The following is a 17,048-nucleotide window of genomic DNA, read 5'->3' on the forward strand; positions in this document are numbered from 1 at the left end:
TATCTAAAGAAGAAGAAACTGCTTAGAAATGTCACCATATTTTTTTGGCATTAACTAAACATCTAAAATTGTTGGCGAGGACGCCAACAACAGCGTATCAAGCGTTGGCGTCCTCGTCAATGCTTAAATAGTTTCCTCTTATTTCTTTTTAAACAGACCTTTCTTTTTAGGTTCTGCTTCCTCTTCCTTAGCTTGCGAATCTAATACGGCAATGGTAACCATATTTACAATTTCCCTTACAGAGCTACCTAATTGTACAATGTGAACAGGTTTTTTTAAACCTAAAAGAATTGGTCCAACAGCTTCGGCACCGCCAAGTTCCTGTAATAATTTATAAGCAATATTACCCGATTCTAAGTTAGGGAACACCAAAGTATTTGCTGGTGCATCTGCCAATCTACTAAAAGGAAAATTGTCTTTTAACATTGCATTGTTAATGGCAAAGTTTCCTTGCATCTCGCCGTCAACAATAATATCTGGATGTTTTTCGTGAAGAATTTTAACAGCTTTTCTAGTTTTTTCTGGAATAACGCCATCATTAGAACCGAAGTTAGAATAAGAAAGCATCGCAATACGAGGCGTGATGTTAAACTTACGCACCGATTTTTCTAACAACAAAGTTAAATCTACCAATTCTTCTGCAGTTGGATCTACATTTACCGTGGTATCACCAAAGAAAACTGGGCCTTTTTCGGTCATCATCATGTACATACCCGCCACACGACTTACGCCAGGCTCTGTACCGATAATCTGCAAAGCAGGTTTAATGGTTGTTGCATAGTTTTTAGTCAAACCAGAAATCATCGCATCAGCTTCGCCAAACTCTACCATCGACGAACCGAAGTAGTTTCTATCACGCATCATTTTTGCAGCTTCGGCTACCGAAGTAACGCCTCTTCTCTGTCTTTTTTCGTATAACGATTGCGCATATTTCTGAGTTCTTGCAGGCTCTAAAGCTGGATCGATGATTTGAACGCCATCCAACTCTAATGCACTTTCCTCAATAATTTGTTGGATTTTCTCTTTGTTACCCAATAAAATTGGAATAGCAATGTTATCATCCTTAACAATTTGAGCTGCTTTTAAGATTTTGTAGTTATCCGCCTCTGCGAAAACCACACGCTTAGGATCAGATTTAGCTTTGTTGGTGATAGCACGCATAATGGCATCATCTGTACCTAAACGCTTTCTCAATTCTTCCGCATAAGCATCCCAATCGGTAATGGTTTTACGAGCTACACCACTTTCAATTGCCGCTTTTGCCACCGCCATAGAAACGTTGGTCATTAAACGGAAGTCCATTGGTTTAGGGATGATATAATCTTTACCAAATTTGATGTTTTTGGCATTGTAAGCCATATTCACCGCTTCTGGAACTGTCTTTTTAGCCAATTCTGCGATAGCACGAACGGCAGCAATTTTCATTTCTTCGTTAATTGCTGTAGCTCTTACGTCTAAAGCACCTCTAAAAATGTAAGGGAAACCCAAAACGTTGTTCACTTGGTTAGGATAATCAGAACGGCCAGTTGCCATAATGATATCCTTACGTGAGTTAATAGCTAAATCGTAAGCAATTTCTGGGTTTGGATTAGCCATTGCCATTACAATCGGGTTTTTAGCCATCGATTTTAGCATATCTACCGAAACGCAATCTGCCGAAGAAAGACCGATGAAAACATCAGAATCTTTCATTGCTTCTTCAAGCGTATGTAAATCTCTTTTGGTTACAAACTCAGCCTTAATTGGATCTATTTTCTCACGATCAGCACGAATTACTCCGCTTCTGTCGCACATTACAATATTCTCTTTCTTAGCACCCAACGCCACGTACAAACGCGAACAAGAAATAGCGGCAGCACCAGCGCCGTTCACTACAATCTTGATTTTATCCATTTTCTTTTTCTGCAACTCACAAGCGTTCAATAACGCTGCTGCAGAAATAATAGCCGTACCGTGTTGGTCATCATGCATTACCGGAATATTCATTTCTTCTTTAAGCCTACGCTCAATTTCGAAACACTCTGGCGCTTTGATATCTTCTAAGTTTACACCACCAAAAGTTGGCTCTAAAGCCTTAACGATATTTACAAACTCATCAACGTTTTTAGTATCCAATTCTAAGTCAAAAACGTCTATATCGGCAAAAATCTTAAATAAAAGGCCTTTACCTTCCATTACTGGCTTACCAGCTTCGGCTCCAATATCTCCTAGGCCAAGTACAGCCGTACCGTTACTTATTACCGCTACTAAGTTTCCTTTTGCGGTATACTTATAAACGTCGTCTTTATTTTCTGCAATTTTTAAACAAGGCTCTGCCACACCTGGCGAGTAAGCCAAAGTTAAATCTCTCTGTGATGAATATGGTTTTGTTGGAATTACTTCAATTTTGCCAGGTCTTCCCTGCGAGTGATAATCTAAAGCGTCTTGTTTTCTATTAGTCTTGCTCATTTTTCAATCTTTTGTAGCGGTCAAAGTTACAATCTTTTTTTAGGGATACAATGTGAACCGCAATTAAGCGGTTACAGGCCTACAGAAACTTCTAAAATTAGTCGCTATAATTGAGGGAAGGGACCGAAAAAGTATTTTTTTTGAAAAGCAATTTACAGCTGCGATCAACAGAAAGTCCCTCTTTCGGCTGTAGTCCTCGCTCTCCGCCAAAGGCGGATCACTGTGGGCTGCCGCCTCAATAGGGTTTAGAAAACGAAGGTTTTTGCACAAAAATGGATATAGAACATAGTTATATAAGCCCTTCAGGCTATTGATGTTTATGTGCCTCATAAGCCCAAAGCGATGCGTTGGGCTTAAATATGCATCCCTTTCAAGGAACCTAAATTTGGCCCTTCGGCTTAATCAACATAATCATCCTTATCAAAAACAAAAGCGCAATGCAGAAGGCTGTAAGCCTTAAATCCACTAGCCAAAGCCAACAGCTTTGGTGACGAATATAAATGCTAATCAAACGCCCTGAAAGGGCAATATTAGTTTTTGGCAATAAGGTTTCCTTCAGACTAATGCGCCATCAGCAACAGATTATTAAAAATCGTGAGATTTCTCTTCGTTGCTTCATCGAAATGACGAGAAAGTGTTTAATCTACATCACCTTCAAAACCATACCTTCGGTAATTTTTGCAGATTTCAAGCCATTAGCAGCCTTCAAACTAGCTACGGTAATGCCATCAAATTTCTCAGCAATGCTCGACAAAGTATCACCTTGCTTTACCTTATAACTCACAAAACTAGCTTTGGCTTTTGGTATAATCTTAGATGGAATTGTATCTCGGTAAATTTTCAACTTTTGTCCTGGAATAATTGTGGTCACATTTAACTTATTCCAAACTTTTAAATCTTGAACTTCTACGCCATACTTGTTAGCAATAGCCGTTAAACTCTGACCCGGAAGGACCTTATGCAACAAAACGTTCGAAACTGACGCTTCTTTTTTAGGCAAAGCTTTCTTTCTTAAATCTCTAACATCATCTGTTGATGCCAAAATAATTTCTCTGTCTGTTTCTATATCATTATTCAAAACCTCAAAAAGCGGTTCATAATACTGATGATCTGGTCTTGGAATAACAATACGCTTTGGCGAAATATCAGTTCCGTTGATGATCTTCTTTTTATAACTCGGATTTAAGGCCACCAATGTTTCCTCTTTATGGTTGATAGCTTGCGCAACATCTCCTAACGCTACAAAATTTCGAACCTGTACCGTATCGGTCTTAAAAGCAAAAGCGTTTGGTTTAGCCACAATTTGATGACTTGGTGCATATTTCATCACATAAACAGCTGCAATAAAAGCAGGTACATAGTTGCTCGTTTCTTTCGGCAAAAACTTTCTGATATCCCAGAAATTACGTGAGCCTGCTTTGTCAATGGCTCTATTTACATTCCCTTTACCACAATTATAAGCAGCTATTGCCAGCAACCAATCGCCTAATTCTTCGTAAGCATCTCTGAAATATGCCGCAGCTGCATAGCTAGCTTGTATTGGATCTTTGCGCTCATCTACAAAGTTATCCATATTTAAGCCGTAGGCTTTGGCTGTACCGAACATAAACTGCCACAAACCTGTTGCCCCAACTCTAGAAACCGCATGAGGATTTAAAGAAGATTCTACTATCGATAAGTATTTAATTTCTGTTGGAATGTTATAAGTTTTTAACGCTTTTTCAAAAATCGGAAAATAGTAGGTTGAAAGCCCAAGCATATCTCCGTACATCGCTTTTCGTTTGGTATAAATATCGATGTAGCTTTGTACGTATTCGTTATAATCTAACGGAACAGTTTGTTGTATAGAATCTAATCGCATTTTATACAATAAACTTTGACCAAAAAGTAGAGGTTGTTCAATTATAGGCATCGCCACCGTGTCTGTTATAGGCGCAGTAGTTAACCTTTTTAAGATTGTATCACTTTGGATTTTAACTGGAATTTGAGCTTGAGCGCTGAAAGCAATTACAAAACTCAAAATAGTAAGTATCAATTTCCTCATAAGCTATTTTTTTAACCACATAGAAACATAGGTTAAATTTTCAAAAAACATCGAGCAACTTTTTTATCGAAACAGTTTAAAACCTAATATTTCTATGTGTCTATGTGTTTTAATTTTGCGATGATTATGCCTTTTCTAAAAAACTATGCGACAATGAGAGCAAAGCCTGCTCATTAAAATGCTTGGTCATTAATTGGATACTTAACGGCAAACCAGCCTTATTATTGCCCAAAGGCAATGCTACTGCCGGAATACCAGCCAAGGAAGCCAATACGGTATAAATATCTGCCATGTACATCACTAATGGATCTTGTACATTTTCGCCAATTTTAAAAGCTGGTGTAGGTGCAACTGGACTTACCAGCACATCGTGATTTTTTAGCAGCTCTTCTATTCTCTCTCTAATTAGGCGGCGTACCTTTTGCGCTTTTTGGTAGTAAGCATCATAATATCCGGCACTTAAAACAAATGCGCCTAACATGATACGACGTTTTACTTCTTCACCAAAACCTTCTGCTCTTGAACTCTTGTACAGCTGGTTTAAGCTTTGTGCTTGGGTGTTACGGTAACCGTAGTGCACACCATCATATCTAGATAAATTTGAAGATGCTTCTGCAGTAGTGAGGATATAGTAAGTTGGCACCAAGTACTCCAATAAATCGAAAGATACTTCGGTTACTTCGTGTCCATCTTGTTTAAACTTTTCGATAGCAACTAGTATCGCCTCCTTAGTTTCTGGATCTAGCGCATCGCTTTCTATCGTTTCTTTTAGTACAGCTATTTTGCAAGCGTTTGGCGTTTGGCGTTTGGCGTGAGGGGGGAGGTGGGAGCTATAAGACGGCACAGGTAGTTGCGAAACTGTACTATCATTTTCATCGGCTCCTGCTAAAACTTCTAATAATAAAGCCGCATCAGCAACTGATGAAGTAATTGTACCAACTTGATCAAAAGATGAAGCATAAGCAATTACGCCATAACGAGAAATACGCCCGTAAGTTGGTTTAAAGCCTATGTTGCCACAAAACGCCGCTGGTTGACGAACAGAACCACCCGTATCAGTTCCTAGAGCAGCCAAACACATATCTGCCTGTACTGCAACTGCCGACCCCCCAGATGAACCGCCTGCAACACGTTCTTCATCTGCGGCATTTTTTACAGGGCCGAAGTAAGAAGTTTCGTTAGAGCCGCCCATCGCAAATTCATCGCAGTTTAAGCGACCAATAATGATGGCATCTTCGGCGAGTAATCGCTTAACTACTGTTGAAGAATAAGGAGAAACAAAGTTCTCTAACATTTTAGATGATGCGGTAACCACATGACCTTCGTAGCAGATATTGTCTTTAATGCCGATAACCATGCCCGCCAACTTTCCTGCCGAGCCATTTTCTAGCTTAGCTTGAATCTCTTCGGCTTGCTTTGTTGCAGAATCAAAAAACACCTCATTGAACGCATTGAGGTGTTGATGCTGCTCTATTTGCTTAAAATAGTAGGCAATTAGTTCTTTTAAAGTTAGTTGCTTTTGCGCAAGTTCTCCCTGTATCTCCGTTAACGAGGTGTATTTCTTCAAAATCTAAAATAAAGCGTTTAAAAAGCTACTTATTGAGGCTTGTTAGTGTTATCAGTAGTGGTTGTAGAAGAATCAACTCCGTCTTTACCATCTTTAAACTCCTTCATACCCTTACCTAAACCACGCATTAATTCAGGAATTTTTTTACCTCCGAAAAGCAATAAAATTGCCACAATAATTAAGATGATTTCGGTTGTTCCTAGCGCTGCTAGCATTGTTGATTGTAACATGACTGTTTTTTTATTTATTCAATTTCTTTTAAAACGCTCCTCTTAAAAACGTTCTCAAACCGAGCTTTTCGATTCTTTATCTTCTTTTGTATCTACGGTAGATGTTTCGTTTTGGTTTTCTGAGGCTGCTTGTTCGGGAGCATCATCATGAATAGAATGCGAGTGATCCTCTTCTGGTTCTCGGTATCTTCTGTTTTCGTCAGCTTTTCGGTCCTCTTCATCTACATCGAACGAGTTGATGTTACGATGAATTTCTCTCTTTACACCTTCTGAAGCATCTTTAAACTCACGTATGCCCTTACCTAAGCCCCTTGCTAATTCAGGTAATTTTTTACCTCCAAATAACAAAAGTACGGCAATCATGATGATAATCATCTCGCCTCCCCCCATATTCAAAAACTCTAATAACGGCGTGTTGTACATTTTAAGCTAATTTTATACAAATATAGGGTTTATTTAGCCAAATATCCACTTTTAACGAGCTAACCAGCTTTCTGGGTTTTGAGGAACACGACCTCTATGGATCTGGAAGCCGACTTCTGGAACACCGCCTTCTATTCCTGCTACCCCAATTGACTGCTTTGTAGAAACTTTATCGCCTTTACTTACGCTCACATCCTTCAATCCTTCATAAACGGTAAAGTATTCTCCATGATTAATAATCACATAATACTTTCCAAAATTTGGAAATACATTTGAAACCGTGCCGTTGAATACTGCTCTAACAGCAGCACCTTCACTAGTTTGAAAAACAACGCCATTACGCATTGCGGTTGCTTGGTCTACTTTATAAGCTCCAAAACGACCTGTTATGTAGCCCGAAGCTACTGGCGAAGGTAAACTACCTCTATTTGCTTCAAAAGCATCAGACAGCTTTGCGGCTTCTGGTGTAGACCTCAACGCCTCATTTGCAGACTTAGGCTTTGATGGTGCTGTAGCTGCAGGTGCCGGCTTATTTTCTGCTTTCGCTTTTGCTGCTGCAATTCTCTCACGCTCCCTTGCTTCTTCCTCGGCTTTCCTTCTTGCAGCTTCGATCTCTCTAGCAATAGCGGCTTGAATTTGTCTATCAATGGTAGCTTGTTGCTGTCTTTTCTTTCTGATATCTTGTTGGTAAGTTTTCTCCTGCTTGCTTAACTTATTGAGCACTACCGTCTGCTCGCTTCTATTTTTATCTAGCTTGCTCTTCTCGGTTTCTTCTTCCTTTAACAAACTACTCTTGTTTTTCAAGGTTTTATCTAGCACAACAATTTGATTGCTCAACTGCTTCTCTGTACCCTGAATATAAGCTGCCTGCTTTTTACGATATTGACCAAATTGCTGCAGATATTTGATGCGCTTGTAGGCTTGGTTAAAGTCGTTTGCTGCAAAAATAAACATCATCTTATCGTATGAGTTTTTATTGCGTTGCGCAAAGCGGATCATACCTGCATATTCCTTTTTCAGATCGGCCAATCGTCCTTTTAGGTTTTGAACCTTATTGGCGTTCTCGTGAATTTGATGATCGAGGTTTTTAATCTCAGAATTGATGGTAGAAATTTTCTCTTGTCGTAACCTGATCTGCGCTTTAATGGTGTTGATTTGCCCTAAGGTTAGTTTTTTACCACTTGCCGCTTTTTTCAAATTACGTTCGGCTAGTTCAATTTCTCTTTGTAAAGCTTCTTTTTTACGCTTTAATTCTTTACTAGATTGCGCAAAAGCATTAGCGCAAAGACATATAGCAACAATTACAAGGAGGACTTTGTTTAACTTCATTAACCAAAAGTATAAAAAAATTAATTGATTAGCTCAAAACTCTTTGGAACCGTAAAAGGGAATTCTACAGCAACATTAGCATCGATTTTTACAAACTCAACGGCTACACTTATTTTTTTATTGCCTACTGCAGAGTTAATTTTCATTACAGATGGAAAAAGTCCGTTGTTTACTGGCGTGTGCTTATCGTAGGTTACTTTAAGTCCTTGGGCAGCTTTAGCATCGTTTAAGGTTAACTCTACCGATTTCAACAAGGTATTAAAAAGTGTTCTATACGCTAAATTCTGCTCAGTTCCATTTACCACCCAAACGCCATTCTCCTGCTTCAAATCAGATTTTTCTGCCATAAAATCTTTAATCGTATTACCAGTTAAAATTGACTGTAACCAACCGAAATTTACTTGCTTATTGGTATAAGCATGAACGTAAGAGAAAGGCTTTCGCAAAACAGTTTTCTGTAGTCGGTTCATAAGTAAAATACTGTCTGGCGTAATTACACCACGGGCGGCTTCTAAAGCTCCGCCTAAAGCAGTAACACTGAACCATATTTTTTCATCTTTTTTGATACGTAGGTTTAGCGTCACGTTATTCGTGTTTCCATCAATATCTAAATCAGCTTTTCCTCTTAACGATAGGGTATTATATTGTAAATCTTTGCCAAGTAAAATAGCTAAGTTTTCAGATTTATTATCTTTAACTGGAGCAGTTTCTGCCACTGGTGGAGCTTTTACAATTTCCTTTTTTGGTCTACAGCTTACCATAAACAAGGCAATAAACAACGTTGCAAAATACGGGGATTGCCTTCCCGAAAAATGGAGGTAAAAGATACCTCGAAATGGCGATAATACGGGCGTCATTGCGAGCTTACGAAGCAATCTTAAAGCGATAGTTCCACTATTAATTAGCCATCGTTGTAAGATTGATTCGTTCCTCGCAATGACGGCATAAGTTCTATTTAATATATTTCTTTTCATTTATCTTTCTATTTAACTTCTCCGATTGATTTCCTGCAGCTTTTGCCCTTTGCCACTGCATTACAGCATTTTCTTTATCACCTTTTAAAAACAAAATATCACCGTAATGTTCCAAATAAACAGGATTATTGGCTTCGTTGTTTTGTAAAGCCTTTTGGATGTAAACTAATGCGTCATCAACCTTGTTTAATTTTAAAAGTACGATAGCATAGGTATCTAAAATTGAAGAATTTTGTGGCATAGCCGATGCTGCCTTAGATGCCAATTTCTCAGCCTTTGGCAAATCGTGATTACGCAAAGCGAGGTAATATGCATAATTGCTCAAAGTGAGATAATTATTTGGCGCTAATGATACTGCTTTGTCGAAAGCTAAATCAGCCTCTTTTAACTTCCCTTGGTCTATCAGCACTTCTGCCTGCAAAGCCAAGATCATAGCCTTTAAATTAGCATCTTCCGGCTCCAATTGCAGAGCGTTTTTTAGTTCAAAGCCTGCCTCAGCGTTTTGTCCGTTACGATGCAGCGCAAATGCTCGGTAATAATATAAAATGGCTTGGTTGGGATAAATCTGCAAGGCTTCTTCTCCAGATTTAATTGCCTCTGCATAACTCCCCATCAACGTTTGTACGCCAAGCAGTTTTTCCCATGCAATATAAAGTTGTTCAGACTGCTTAATTGCAGCTAAGTACTGCTCCTTAGCGCCACTTAAATTTCCTTGCTGGTATAAAATATCGCCATAAAGCAGCACTATTTTAGCATCGTTTTTATGTTCGTTTAGCGTGATTAAACCTAGTTCTGTCGCATTTTTTACTACTTCCGGCTTGTTGAAACGCAATAACATTTGGCTCAAAATCTTCACTTTATTTGGTAACGGCATTTCGGCATTTGTGAATGCAGCTTTAAGCGAACTAAAAGCTTCTTCCGGCTTTTTAAGTGCATAATATACATCAGCCAATGCTAAGTTCAATTCATAGTTATCGGCATCTAGCTGTTTAGCTTTTAATAGCGTTGCCAAAGCTTCATCATTTTGGTTTTTCTCTAACAACGTACCACTTAGGTCTAGGTAGTTTTTAAGGTCACTAGGATTATCGTTAATCTGTTTTTGCAGGTCGTTGCTTTTTGTAGGATCATTTACACTTTTGAAACGCTGCTTGGCTGTGGTCGATGCTTTTGATACACCGAATTTATCTTCGAGTAAATCATAAGCTTTTTTTGATTCATCTACCTTACCCGCAATGTACAATGCGTTTGCTCTATCAAAATAGAAGCTTTCTGTTTCTGGCTCTAGCTTAATGAGTTGATCGAAAATTTGAACTAAGGCATCCATGTTACCGCTACGCTTGTAGATTTCGCTTTGTAGCTTCAAATACCAAACATTGTTGGGTTGTCCCGCTAACGCCTTTTTGATAGAAACTTCTGCATCGAGCAGTTTATTTTGGCGTAGTTGGATATTAGCAATCTCGAAATGGGCGGCGCTGTTATCTGGGTCTATGATTAAAATCTTCGAAAAGCTGTTGCTGGCATTTACATAATTTTCGCTCAGCTTTTCCTTTAAACCTGCGAAGTAAAATTCTTTTATAGCATTGCTATCTTTTACGGCAAGAGGCTTCTGTTGCGCTTTTAATGAAAAGCACGAACTTATAAATACTGCTGCAAAAAATAGTTTATTCATTGATTTTACCTCAAATTAGTCTTCGACAAGCTCAGACTGACAACATTTGTAACGCCGTATATTAACCCTTGCCTGTATGTCCGTAGCCACCGGCGCCTCTATCAGTGTTACTTAACTCTTCTGTAGTTTCCCAAACCACAGTTTCGTGTTTAGCTATTACCATTTGAGCAATACGCTCGCCATTGTTCACTACAAAATCGGTATCCGACAAATTTACCAAAAGCACTTTTAACTCTCCACGGTAATCTGCATCAATGGTACCAGGCGAATTTAATACGGTAACACCATGTTTATAAGCCAAACCACTACGTGGTCTAATTTGCGCTTCGTAGCCTATAGGCAATTCTATAAACAAACCCGTTGGAATTAAAGAACGCTGTAAAGGTTTAATTATGATTTGCTCTTCTATATTGGCTCTTAAATCCATACCTGCAGCGTGCGCAGTTTCATAAGCTGGTAATTGATGGGCAGATTTATTGATGATTTTGATTTGCATATTAGATTTGAGTATTGAGATTTGAAACTAGGCTTTCCTAAAAAATTGCTTCAGTTCGTTCTTTTCCAAGAAGTATACTAATGCCAAAAATAAAATTAACAGGCCATTACCAATGAATATATTTTTATTGAATAGGAAAAATGAACTAAAACCGATAACTATCGAGATAACTAGATAGAGTAAAATTCTTTTGAGATTGTACGGAATTGGATAGTGCTTTTGACCTAAAACATAAGAAATTACCATCATGGTGAAGTAAGTAATCATGCTTACCCAAGCCGAGCCCATGTACCCAAATTTAGGAATAAGTAGCGGATTAAAAACGATGGTAATTATTGCACCAACTAACGAGATATACAAGCCGAATTTAGTTTGATCAGACAATCTATACCAAATAGATAAATTCATGTAAACACCTAAGCAAACGTAACCTAACAATAAAAATGGAACAGCTGGTAAGCCTACCCAATAATCTTGATTTCGGATAAAATATTTAAGGATCTCGATATTCGCTATTAGCGCTACAAACAAAATAGCCAAAGCAACTACAAAGTATTGAAGTATAATGGCATAAATTTTCTTTGCATTCTCCTGCTTTGCATAGCTGAAAAAGAAAGGTTCGGCACCTAACCTAAAAGCGGTAATAAAAATACTGATGAAAACTGCAATCTTGCAAACTGCGCCATAAATCCCAACCTCACTGGCTGCAATGTCTTCTGGCAGTAACTTGTTCAGCACAATTTTATCTAAACTTTCGTTGATGGTAAATGAAAGGTTAGCAACTAAAACCGGCCAGCTGTAAGCGTACATCTGCTTGAATAAAGCTTTGTCGAATTTCAATTGGATTTTAGCAAACTCTGGTAAAAGCATCACCAGCGTTGCTGCACTTGCAATTAGATTAGAAATAAAAACATAGCCAATCCACTGGGTTCTGTACCAACTTTCTACCCATTGTGCACCAATCCATTGGTGTTTGATCATAGCTGGAAGCACAAACAAAAACACTAAGTTAAACCCAACGAAAAAACCAATGTTAAGAAATTTGACAGCACTGTATTTTATCGGCCTTTCATCTGCCCTGATTTTAGCAAAAGGGATAACACTAATGGCGTCTAAAAATAGGATCAACAAAAAGTAAATTGTGTATTTTTTATAATCACCAACATCTTCGGGAGAACTTGCTAGGTAATTGGCAATTGGATCAAGAAATATCAACCCTGTTACCAAAAACAAAGTTGATATAAATGCAATACACCAAAATGAGTTATTGTAAACCTCTTGTTTCTTGTCTTCGTGTTTATTTAGGTATCTGAAAAATGTACTTTCCATACCAAATGCCAATACCGCATTGATGATGGAAGCATTGGCGTACATATTTGTAAAAATCCCATATACACCCGTTTTGTAAACTCCGGTGTAAATTGGAGTTAGAATGAAATTGAACAAGCGTGAGAATACAGTGCTCAATCCATATATTGCTGTTTGCCCTAGGAATTTTTTTAAAACCATTAAGATGTGCGTATTGAGATATGAGATAGGTGACAAATCTCAACAATAAAACAATTTAACAATTGAGCCATCTTTACCAAAGCAAGTTCTTTTTAATTACCACAAAGTTCGTATAACCTTGTAACTCTCCTTCTTCTACAACCACTTGCTCCACGATTGATTTCTCAGGCCCTTTATTGCACCACTCTACAAACATCTCTAAAGTAATCTCGTCAGCTTCTGCTTCAATTAAAACCGAACCATCTTTTTCATTCTTCACTTTTCCTTTCACGCCCATTTGGTCGGCTACGGCTTTGGTGCTGGCCCTAAAAAAAACGCCCTGTACCTTGCCTACTACTTTTATTTTGATGTGTTTCATTTTAGTATTGAGATATGAGTATCGAGTATTAAGACTACCCGAAACTTATTTGCCTACAAAAGTAATTATTTTGAACCACCTAAGACACCTAAGCGCATTTAAGATGATAAATCGATGAAAATATAATCTGTAATAATTTTTCTGCCACCCTATGCAGGCAATTACATTTCGTAAAAAACTTGGATTTTCTAAAATGTCTAAGGTGGTAAAACTTAAAACTCTAGGGTGTTCAACTTATGCTTTTCTACTAAAAACTCTTCCCAAATTTCATTTAAAATTGTTGCAGCTGGTTTAATTTCATTAAGCATAGCTGAGACCTGTCCTATTTCCAATTCTCCTTCTTCCATATCTCCTTCGAACATCCCGAGTTTTGCTCTTGCTCTACCTAATAAAGCAGCAAGTTCTGCGGTACTTGCGCCATTAGCTTCAGCATGTGCAACTGCATCAGCAAATTCATTTTTGAGCAACCGCACAGGTACCAGTTTTTTCATCCTTAGTTTGGTATCGCCTTCGGCGGATGAAATAATGCGTTCCTTAAAATTTGGATGTGCGGATGACTCCTCGGCTACTGCAAATGCTGAACCTATTTGCACGGCATCTGCTCCTAAAGCAAAAGCCGCCAACATCGATTTTCCGCTAGCAATGCCACCCGCAGCAATTACTGGAATATTTACTGCTGCTTTAATCATTGGGATGAGACAAAGTGTAGTAGTTTCTTCCCTTCCATTGTGACCTCCAGCTTCAAAACCTTCGGCAACTATTGCATCTACCCCACTTTGTTGTGCCTTTAAAGCAAATTTGGTATTGGCAATTACGTGAACAACAATCATTCCTTTATCCTTCAAAAAACTAGTCCACGTTGCTGGGTTGCCCGCAGAAGTAAATACAATCTTGATATCTTCTTCTACTAAGATATCCATTATTTCTTGAATGTTTGGATATAGCAATGGCACATTTACGGCAAATGGCTGATTTGTGGCTTCTTTGCATTTTTGAATATGCTCACGTAAAACGGCTGGATACATGGAACCTGCACCAATAATACCTAAACCACCAGCGTTAGAAACGGCAGCAGCTAAGCGCCAACCACTGCACCAAACCATACCAGCCTGAATAATGGGGTATTTGATATTAAAAAGGGAAGTTATGGGGTTGCTCATCTGTTCACAGACTTTTAGTTTTTCTTATCAATTTTCTTTTTCTCGGGTAAATAATTTTGTTCCGACACTACTTTTTGCCCCGTTTTGCTTTCTAATTCCTTTCTTGCATTTCCTGCAACTGCCCCACCCTGTTTAGCCACTTTTTGGTTCTCTTTAAAGCCAATAGGATTTTGTGTTTTAACAATAGCTGTAGTGGATGCTTCACCTAACATCGAGAAAATCAATTCAAGGTCGGTCATGTGATCTCGCAAGTTTTGGCTCTTTAATCCTTTAACTTTTTTGTATTCGGATGGCGTAAGTCCAAAAGTAGCTTTGGATATTTCGGCTGTTAAAATTGCGTACTCCTTTTGCTCCTTTACCTCTCTACTCTTCCATTCGTCGGTAAGTTCTTCACGAATAGCAATGCTGCGCATGCGCTTTTCAATCCAATCGTCCGAATAGCCTTTAAGTTTGTAGAGCTCTCTTGTTCGCTGTGTGGCCAGCTCCGGATTTTCTATTTCTTCTAAACGATCGGAACCTACCTGCGCCAACCAAAGTTTAAAAGGTTCTGCTTTAGGGGAAGGTATAGATTGGATAATGCGTAGAAGACCTTTAGTATCGGCAGCTTGTATTTTCCTTTTTTTACCATCCGCTGCTACCATTTCAACCGGGGTACAAATTGTACCCCAGTTGCTTTTAAGCTGACCGTCTCGGCTCAACATTCTTTTAATATACTGCTTTACATCAGAGCTGTCAGTAAGTGTTTCAACAACATCCTGCACAGAAAAATACCACTTCTCATCTGTCTCGTTCCATACGGAACGTATTTGCTTGCTTTCAAATAGTTTAATGTTTGCCATAGGATAATTTTTAATAATTGTAGATAGATAATTCTTAAATATCCGAAAGAAAAACCACCAAACCTAAATACATTAAACTAATCTTTTCACATCGTTAGACTTGATAATTTTACCCGCACTAAGCTCTATCAAATTTACGCCAGGTGTTTTACCAACTTCAAAGCTTCCATATTGGTTATCGATACCTAAAAACTCCGCACCGTTAATTGTTGCCCATTTCAACAGTTCATCAAAAGGTATTCTTTTCTTCTGTTGTAAGGTTTGCATCTCTGCCAAAATAGATAGCTGGTGATTGCTCGCCAAACTATCAGTACCTAAAGTTACTTTAATACGTGGGTCGATGAAAAGCGTAACATCCGGCAGGTTATTTTCTATGTACAAATTTGCATTTGGACATAAGCACCAATACAAATCTTTATGCTGTGCAGTAGCAAAATCGATATCAGCTTTGCTGGTAAAAGTATTGTGTACTAATAAACTTTTGTTCGATGGCATTTTTGGCAAGTGATATCGCAGTGAATTTTCTCCAGTGCCATGTGCTTCGCTCTTCGGCACTCCCATGCGTTGGTACATCACTTCAAAATCTCCAGTACCTCTTTCAAAAAATTCGCTTTCGGCAGCTGTTTCCTGATTATGAATACTCAGTATATCTTGCGGTCGGGTGTTCCTTTCAATATATTGGAACAACTCATTGGATACTGAGTAAGGCGCATGTGGCACAATTGAAGCCTTAAGTGGCCAATAGCTATCTCTAATTTTCAACGCCTCATCTATAATAGGTTGCGAAGGCCAATTAAATCCAAAAACTTCCACAAAAGTATGGTAATGTAATGTGCTGTGCTGCTTTACCTCCTTAGAAAGTAGCTGGTTTGAAATATCGCCCACGGCAACAATTCCATTTTCAAGCATTTGCTTATCGGCGGCATCCATTGCGGCAATAACCACTTCATCTGCTGCTGCACGCTGTGCTACAATTTCTCTCACGAAAGCTGGCAATCCAGTTTGTTCGGGAATTTTTTCAAATAGATGCGAAAGTTCCAAATGGCAATGCGTATTTACAAACCCAGGCACCAACACACCTTCAAACTGTTCTATCCCTTCAATATTTTGCTGTATTGTTTCTTCCTGCTTTAATATGGCGGTGATCTCACCCGTGTCAGCAACTTCTATTACACCATTGGCTATAGGCTCGCTGGTTACAGGATATATCCAATTAGCTGATAAGTATCTTTGCATAGTACAAATTAAGCGGAATGCACCTTAAATTCGAAATTTAAAACTTTTTTGCCGCCTTAGGTAACAAGTTGTAGAGAAATTCTACAATATTAAATTCAGCAAAAAACACATAAATGACTTACTTTTAACCATTTACATTTTGGCACGATGCAATAACAGCCTCTGGCATCATTATGTAGCATTAGGTTAGTATAATTCACAAAATGTATTAAACTTAAAAAAATAGATATTATGAAAAAGTTATTTGTAGCAGCTATCGTAGCATTCGCAGGTTTTACAGCAACTCAAGCTCAGGCTTCAATCAATAAAGTAGAAATTGTTTCGGTTCAAGACAGCGTAGTGAAAACTCCTATCGAAATATCAGCTTTACCAGATGCAATTAAAACAGTATTGGCAACAGATCCATATAAAGATTGGACACCAACAGCAGCATTCAGCGTTAAAGATGGTGATAAAAACTACTTCCAAGTTGACGTGAAGAAAGAAGAAGAAACAGCTTCATTAAAATTTGACGCTGATGGTAAACCAGTAGATTTTGCTGGAACTAACCTAACACAAGCAACTGCTTCGATTGCTAACGAAGAAAATGTGTCGGTACAAGACAGTGTAGTAAAAACTCCAATTGAAATATCGGCATTACCTGACGCTATTAAAACAGTATTAGGAACAGATCCATACAAAGATTGGACGCCAACAGCAGCTTTCAGTGTAAAAGATGGTGATAAAAACTACTTCCAAGTTGACGTGAAGAAAGAAGAAGAAACAG

General features: G+C 38.4%; 15 protein-coding genes. 1 reads left to right on the forward strand and 14 read right to left on the reverse strand.

Annotated elements, in window-relative coordinates:
* Positions 1 to 138: 138 nt before the first annotated feature.
* The 14 genes from REI64_RS05680 to REI64_RS05745 all read right to left on the reverse strand — a co-directional run bounded on the left by REI64_RS05680 (position 139) and on the right by REI64_RS05745 (position 16,282).
* A complete protein-coding gene (locus REI64_RS05680) occupies positions 139 to 2,448 on the reverse strand; it encodes an NADP-dependent malic enzyme (RefSeq protein WP_308849136.1) in 2,310 nt (769 codons plus the stop codon).
* Positions 2,449 to 3,091: 643 nt separating this feature from the next.
* The gene (locus REI64_RS05685) at positions 3,092 to 4,492 is read right to left on the reverse strand and encodes a transglycosylase SLT domain-containing protein (RefSeq protein ID WP_308849137.1); all 1,401 of its coding nucleotides are present in this window, start codon (positions 4,490 to 4,492) and stop codon (positions 3,092 to 3,094) included.
* 124 nt (positions 4,493 to 4,616) lie between these two features.
* Entirely contained in the window at positions 4,617 to 6,059 is a 1,443-nt protein-coding gene (gatA, locus tag REI64_RS05690) for an Asp-tRNA(Asn)/Glu-tRNA(Gln) amidotransferase subunit GatA (protein WP_308849138.1), read from the reverse strand.
* A gap of 29 nt (positions 6,060 to 6,088) precedes the next feature.
* The gene (locus REI64_RS05695; RefSeq protein ID WP_308849139.1) at positions 6,089 to 6,289 is read right to left on the reverse strand and encodes a twin-arginine translocase TatA/TatE family subunit; all 201 of its coding nucleotides are present in this window, start codon (positions 6,287 to 6,289) and stop codon (positions 6,089 to 6,091) included.
* Between the two features lie 54 nt (positions 6,290 to 6,343).
* Complete coding sequence (locus REI64_RS05700; protein WP_308849140.1) at positions 6,344 to 6,712, reverse strand: twin-arginine translocase TatA/TatE family subunit; 369 nt, start codon at positions 6,710 to 6,712, stop codon at positions 6,344 to 6,346.
* A gap of 51 nt (positions 6,713 to 6,763) precedes the next feature.
* Entirely contained in the window at positions 6,764 to 8,041 is a 1,278-nt protein-coding gene (locus tag REI64_RS05705; protein WP_308849141.1) for a peptidoglycan DD-metalloendopeptidase family protein, read from the reverse strand.
* A gap of 20 nt (positions 8,042 to 8,061) precedes the next feature.
* The gene (locus REI64_RS05710; protein WP_308849142.1) at positions 8,062 to 9,015 is read right to left on the reverse strand and encodes a DUF4292 domain-containing protein; all 954 of its coding nucleotides are present in this window, start codon (positions 9,013 to 9,015) and stop codon (positions 8,062 to 8,064) included.
* Positions 8,993 to 10,684: a tetratricopeptide repeat protein gene (locus REI64_RS05715; RefSeq protein WP_308849143.1), complete on the reverse strand. Its 1,692-nt coding sequence runs from the start codon at positions 10,682 to 10,684 to the stop codon at positions 8,993 to 8,995. The genes REI64_RS05710 and REI64_RS05715 overlap by 23 nt, the downstream gene beginning before the upstream one ends.
* 61 nt (positions 10,685 to 10,745) lie before the next feature.
* Positions 10,746 to 11,180 (reverse strand): dUTP diphosphatase, encoded by a 435-nt coding sequence (gene dut, locus REI64_RS05720; protein WP_308849144.1) that lies wholly within the window; start codon positions 11,178 to 11,180, stop codon positions 10,746 to 10,748.
* A gap of 27 nt (positions 11,181 to 11,207) precedes the next feature.
* Positions 11,208 to 12,689, reverse strand: coding sequence for a polysaccharide biosynthesis C-terminal domain-containing protein (locus REI64_RS05725; RefSeq protein WP_308849145.1), 1,482 nt, complete (start codon positions 12,687 to 12,689; stop codon positions 11,208 to 11,210).
* Between the two features lie 73 nt (positions 12,690 to 12,762).
* Entirely contained in the window at positions 12,763 to 13,047 is a 285-nt protein-coding gene (locus tag REI64_RS05730) for an acylphosphatase (RefSeq protein ID WP_308849146.1), read from the reverse strand.
* A 212-nt stretch (positions 13,048 to 13,259) separates the two neighbouring features.
* The gene (locus REI64_RS05735; RefSeq protein WP_308849147.1) at positions 13,260 to 14,207 is read right to left on the reverse strand and encodes a nitronate monooxygenase; all 948 of its coding nucleotides are present in this window, start codon (positions 14,205 to 14,207) and stop codon (positions 13,260 to 13,262) included.
* A 14-nt stretch (positions 14,208 to 14,221) separates the two neighbouring features.
* On the reverse strand, positions 14,222 to 15,046 hold the full coding sequence (locus REI64_RS05740; RefSeq protein ID WP_308849148.1) for a BRO family protein: 825 nt from the start codon (positions 15,044 to 15,046) through the stop codon (positions 14,222 to 14,224).
* Positions 15,047 to 15,118: 72 nt separating this feature from the next.
* Positions 15,119 to 16,282: an amidohydrolase family protein gene (locus tag REI64_RS05745; protein ID WP_308849149.1), complete on the reverse strand. Its 1,164-nt coding sequence runs from the start codon at positions 16,280 to 16,282 to the stop codon at positions 15,119 to 15,121.
* 231 nt (positions 16,283 to 16,513) lie between these two features.
* Here REI64_RS05745 and REI64_RS05750 point away from each other — a divergent pair.
* A partial coding sequence (locus tag REI64_RS05750; RefSeq protein WP_308849150.1) for a hypothetical protein occupies positions 16,514 to 17,048 on the forward strand: 535 nt, incomplete at its 3' end.

This window comes from Pedobacter sp. (assembly GCF_031119335.1).
GTDB lineage: Bacteria > Bacteroidota > Bacteroidia > Sphingobacteriales > Sphingobacteriaceae > Pedobacter.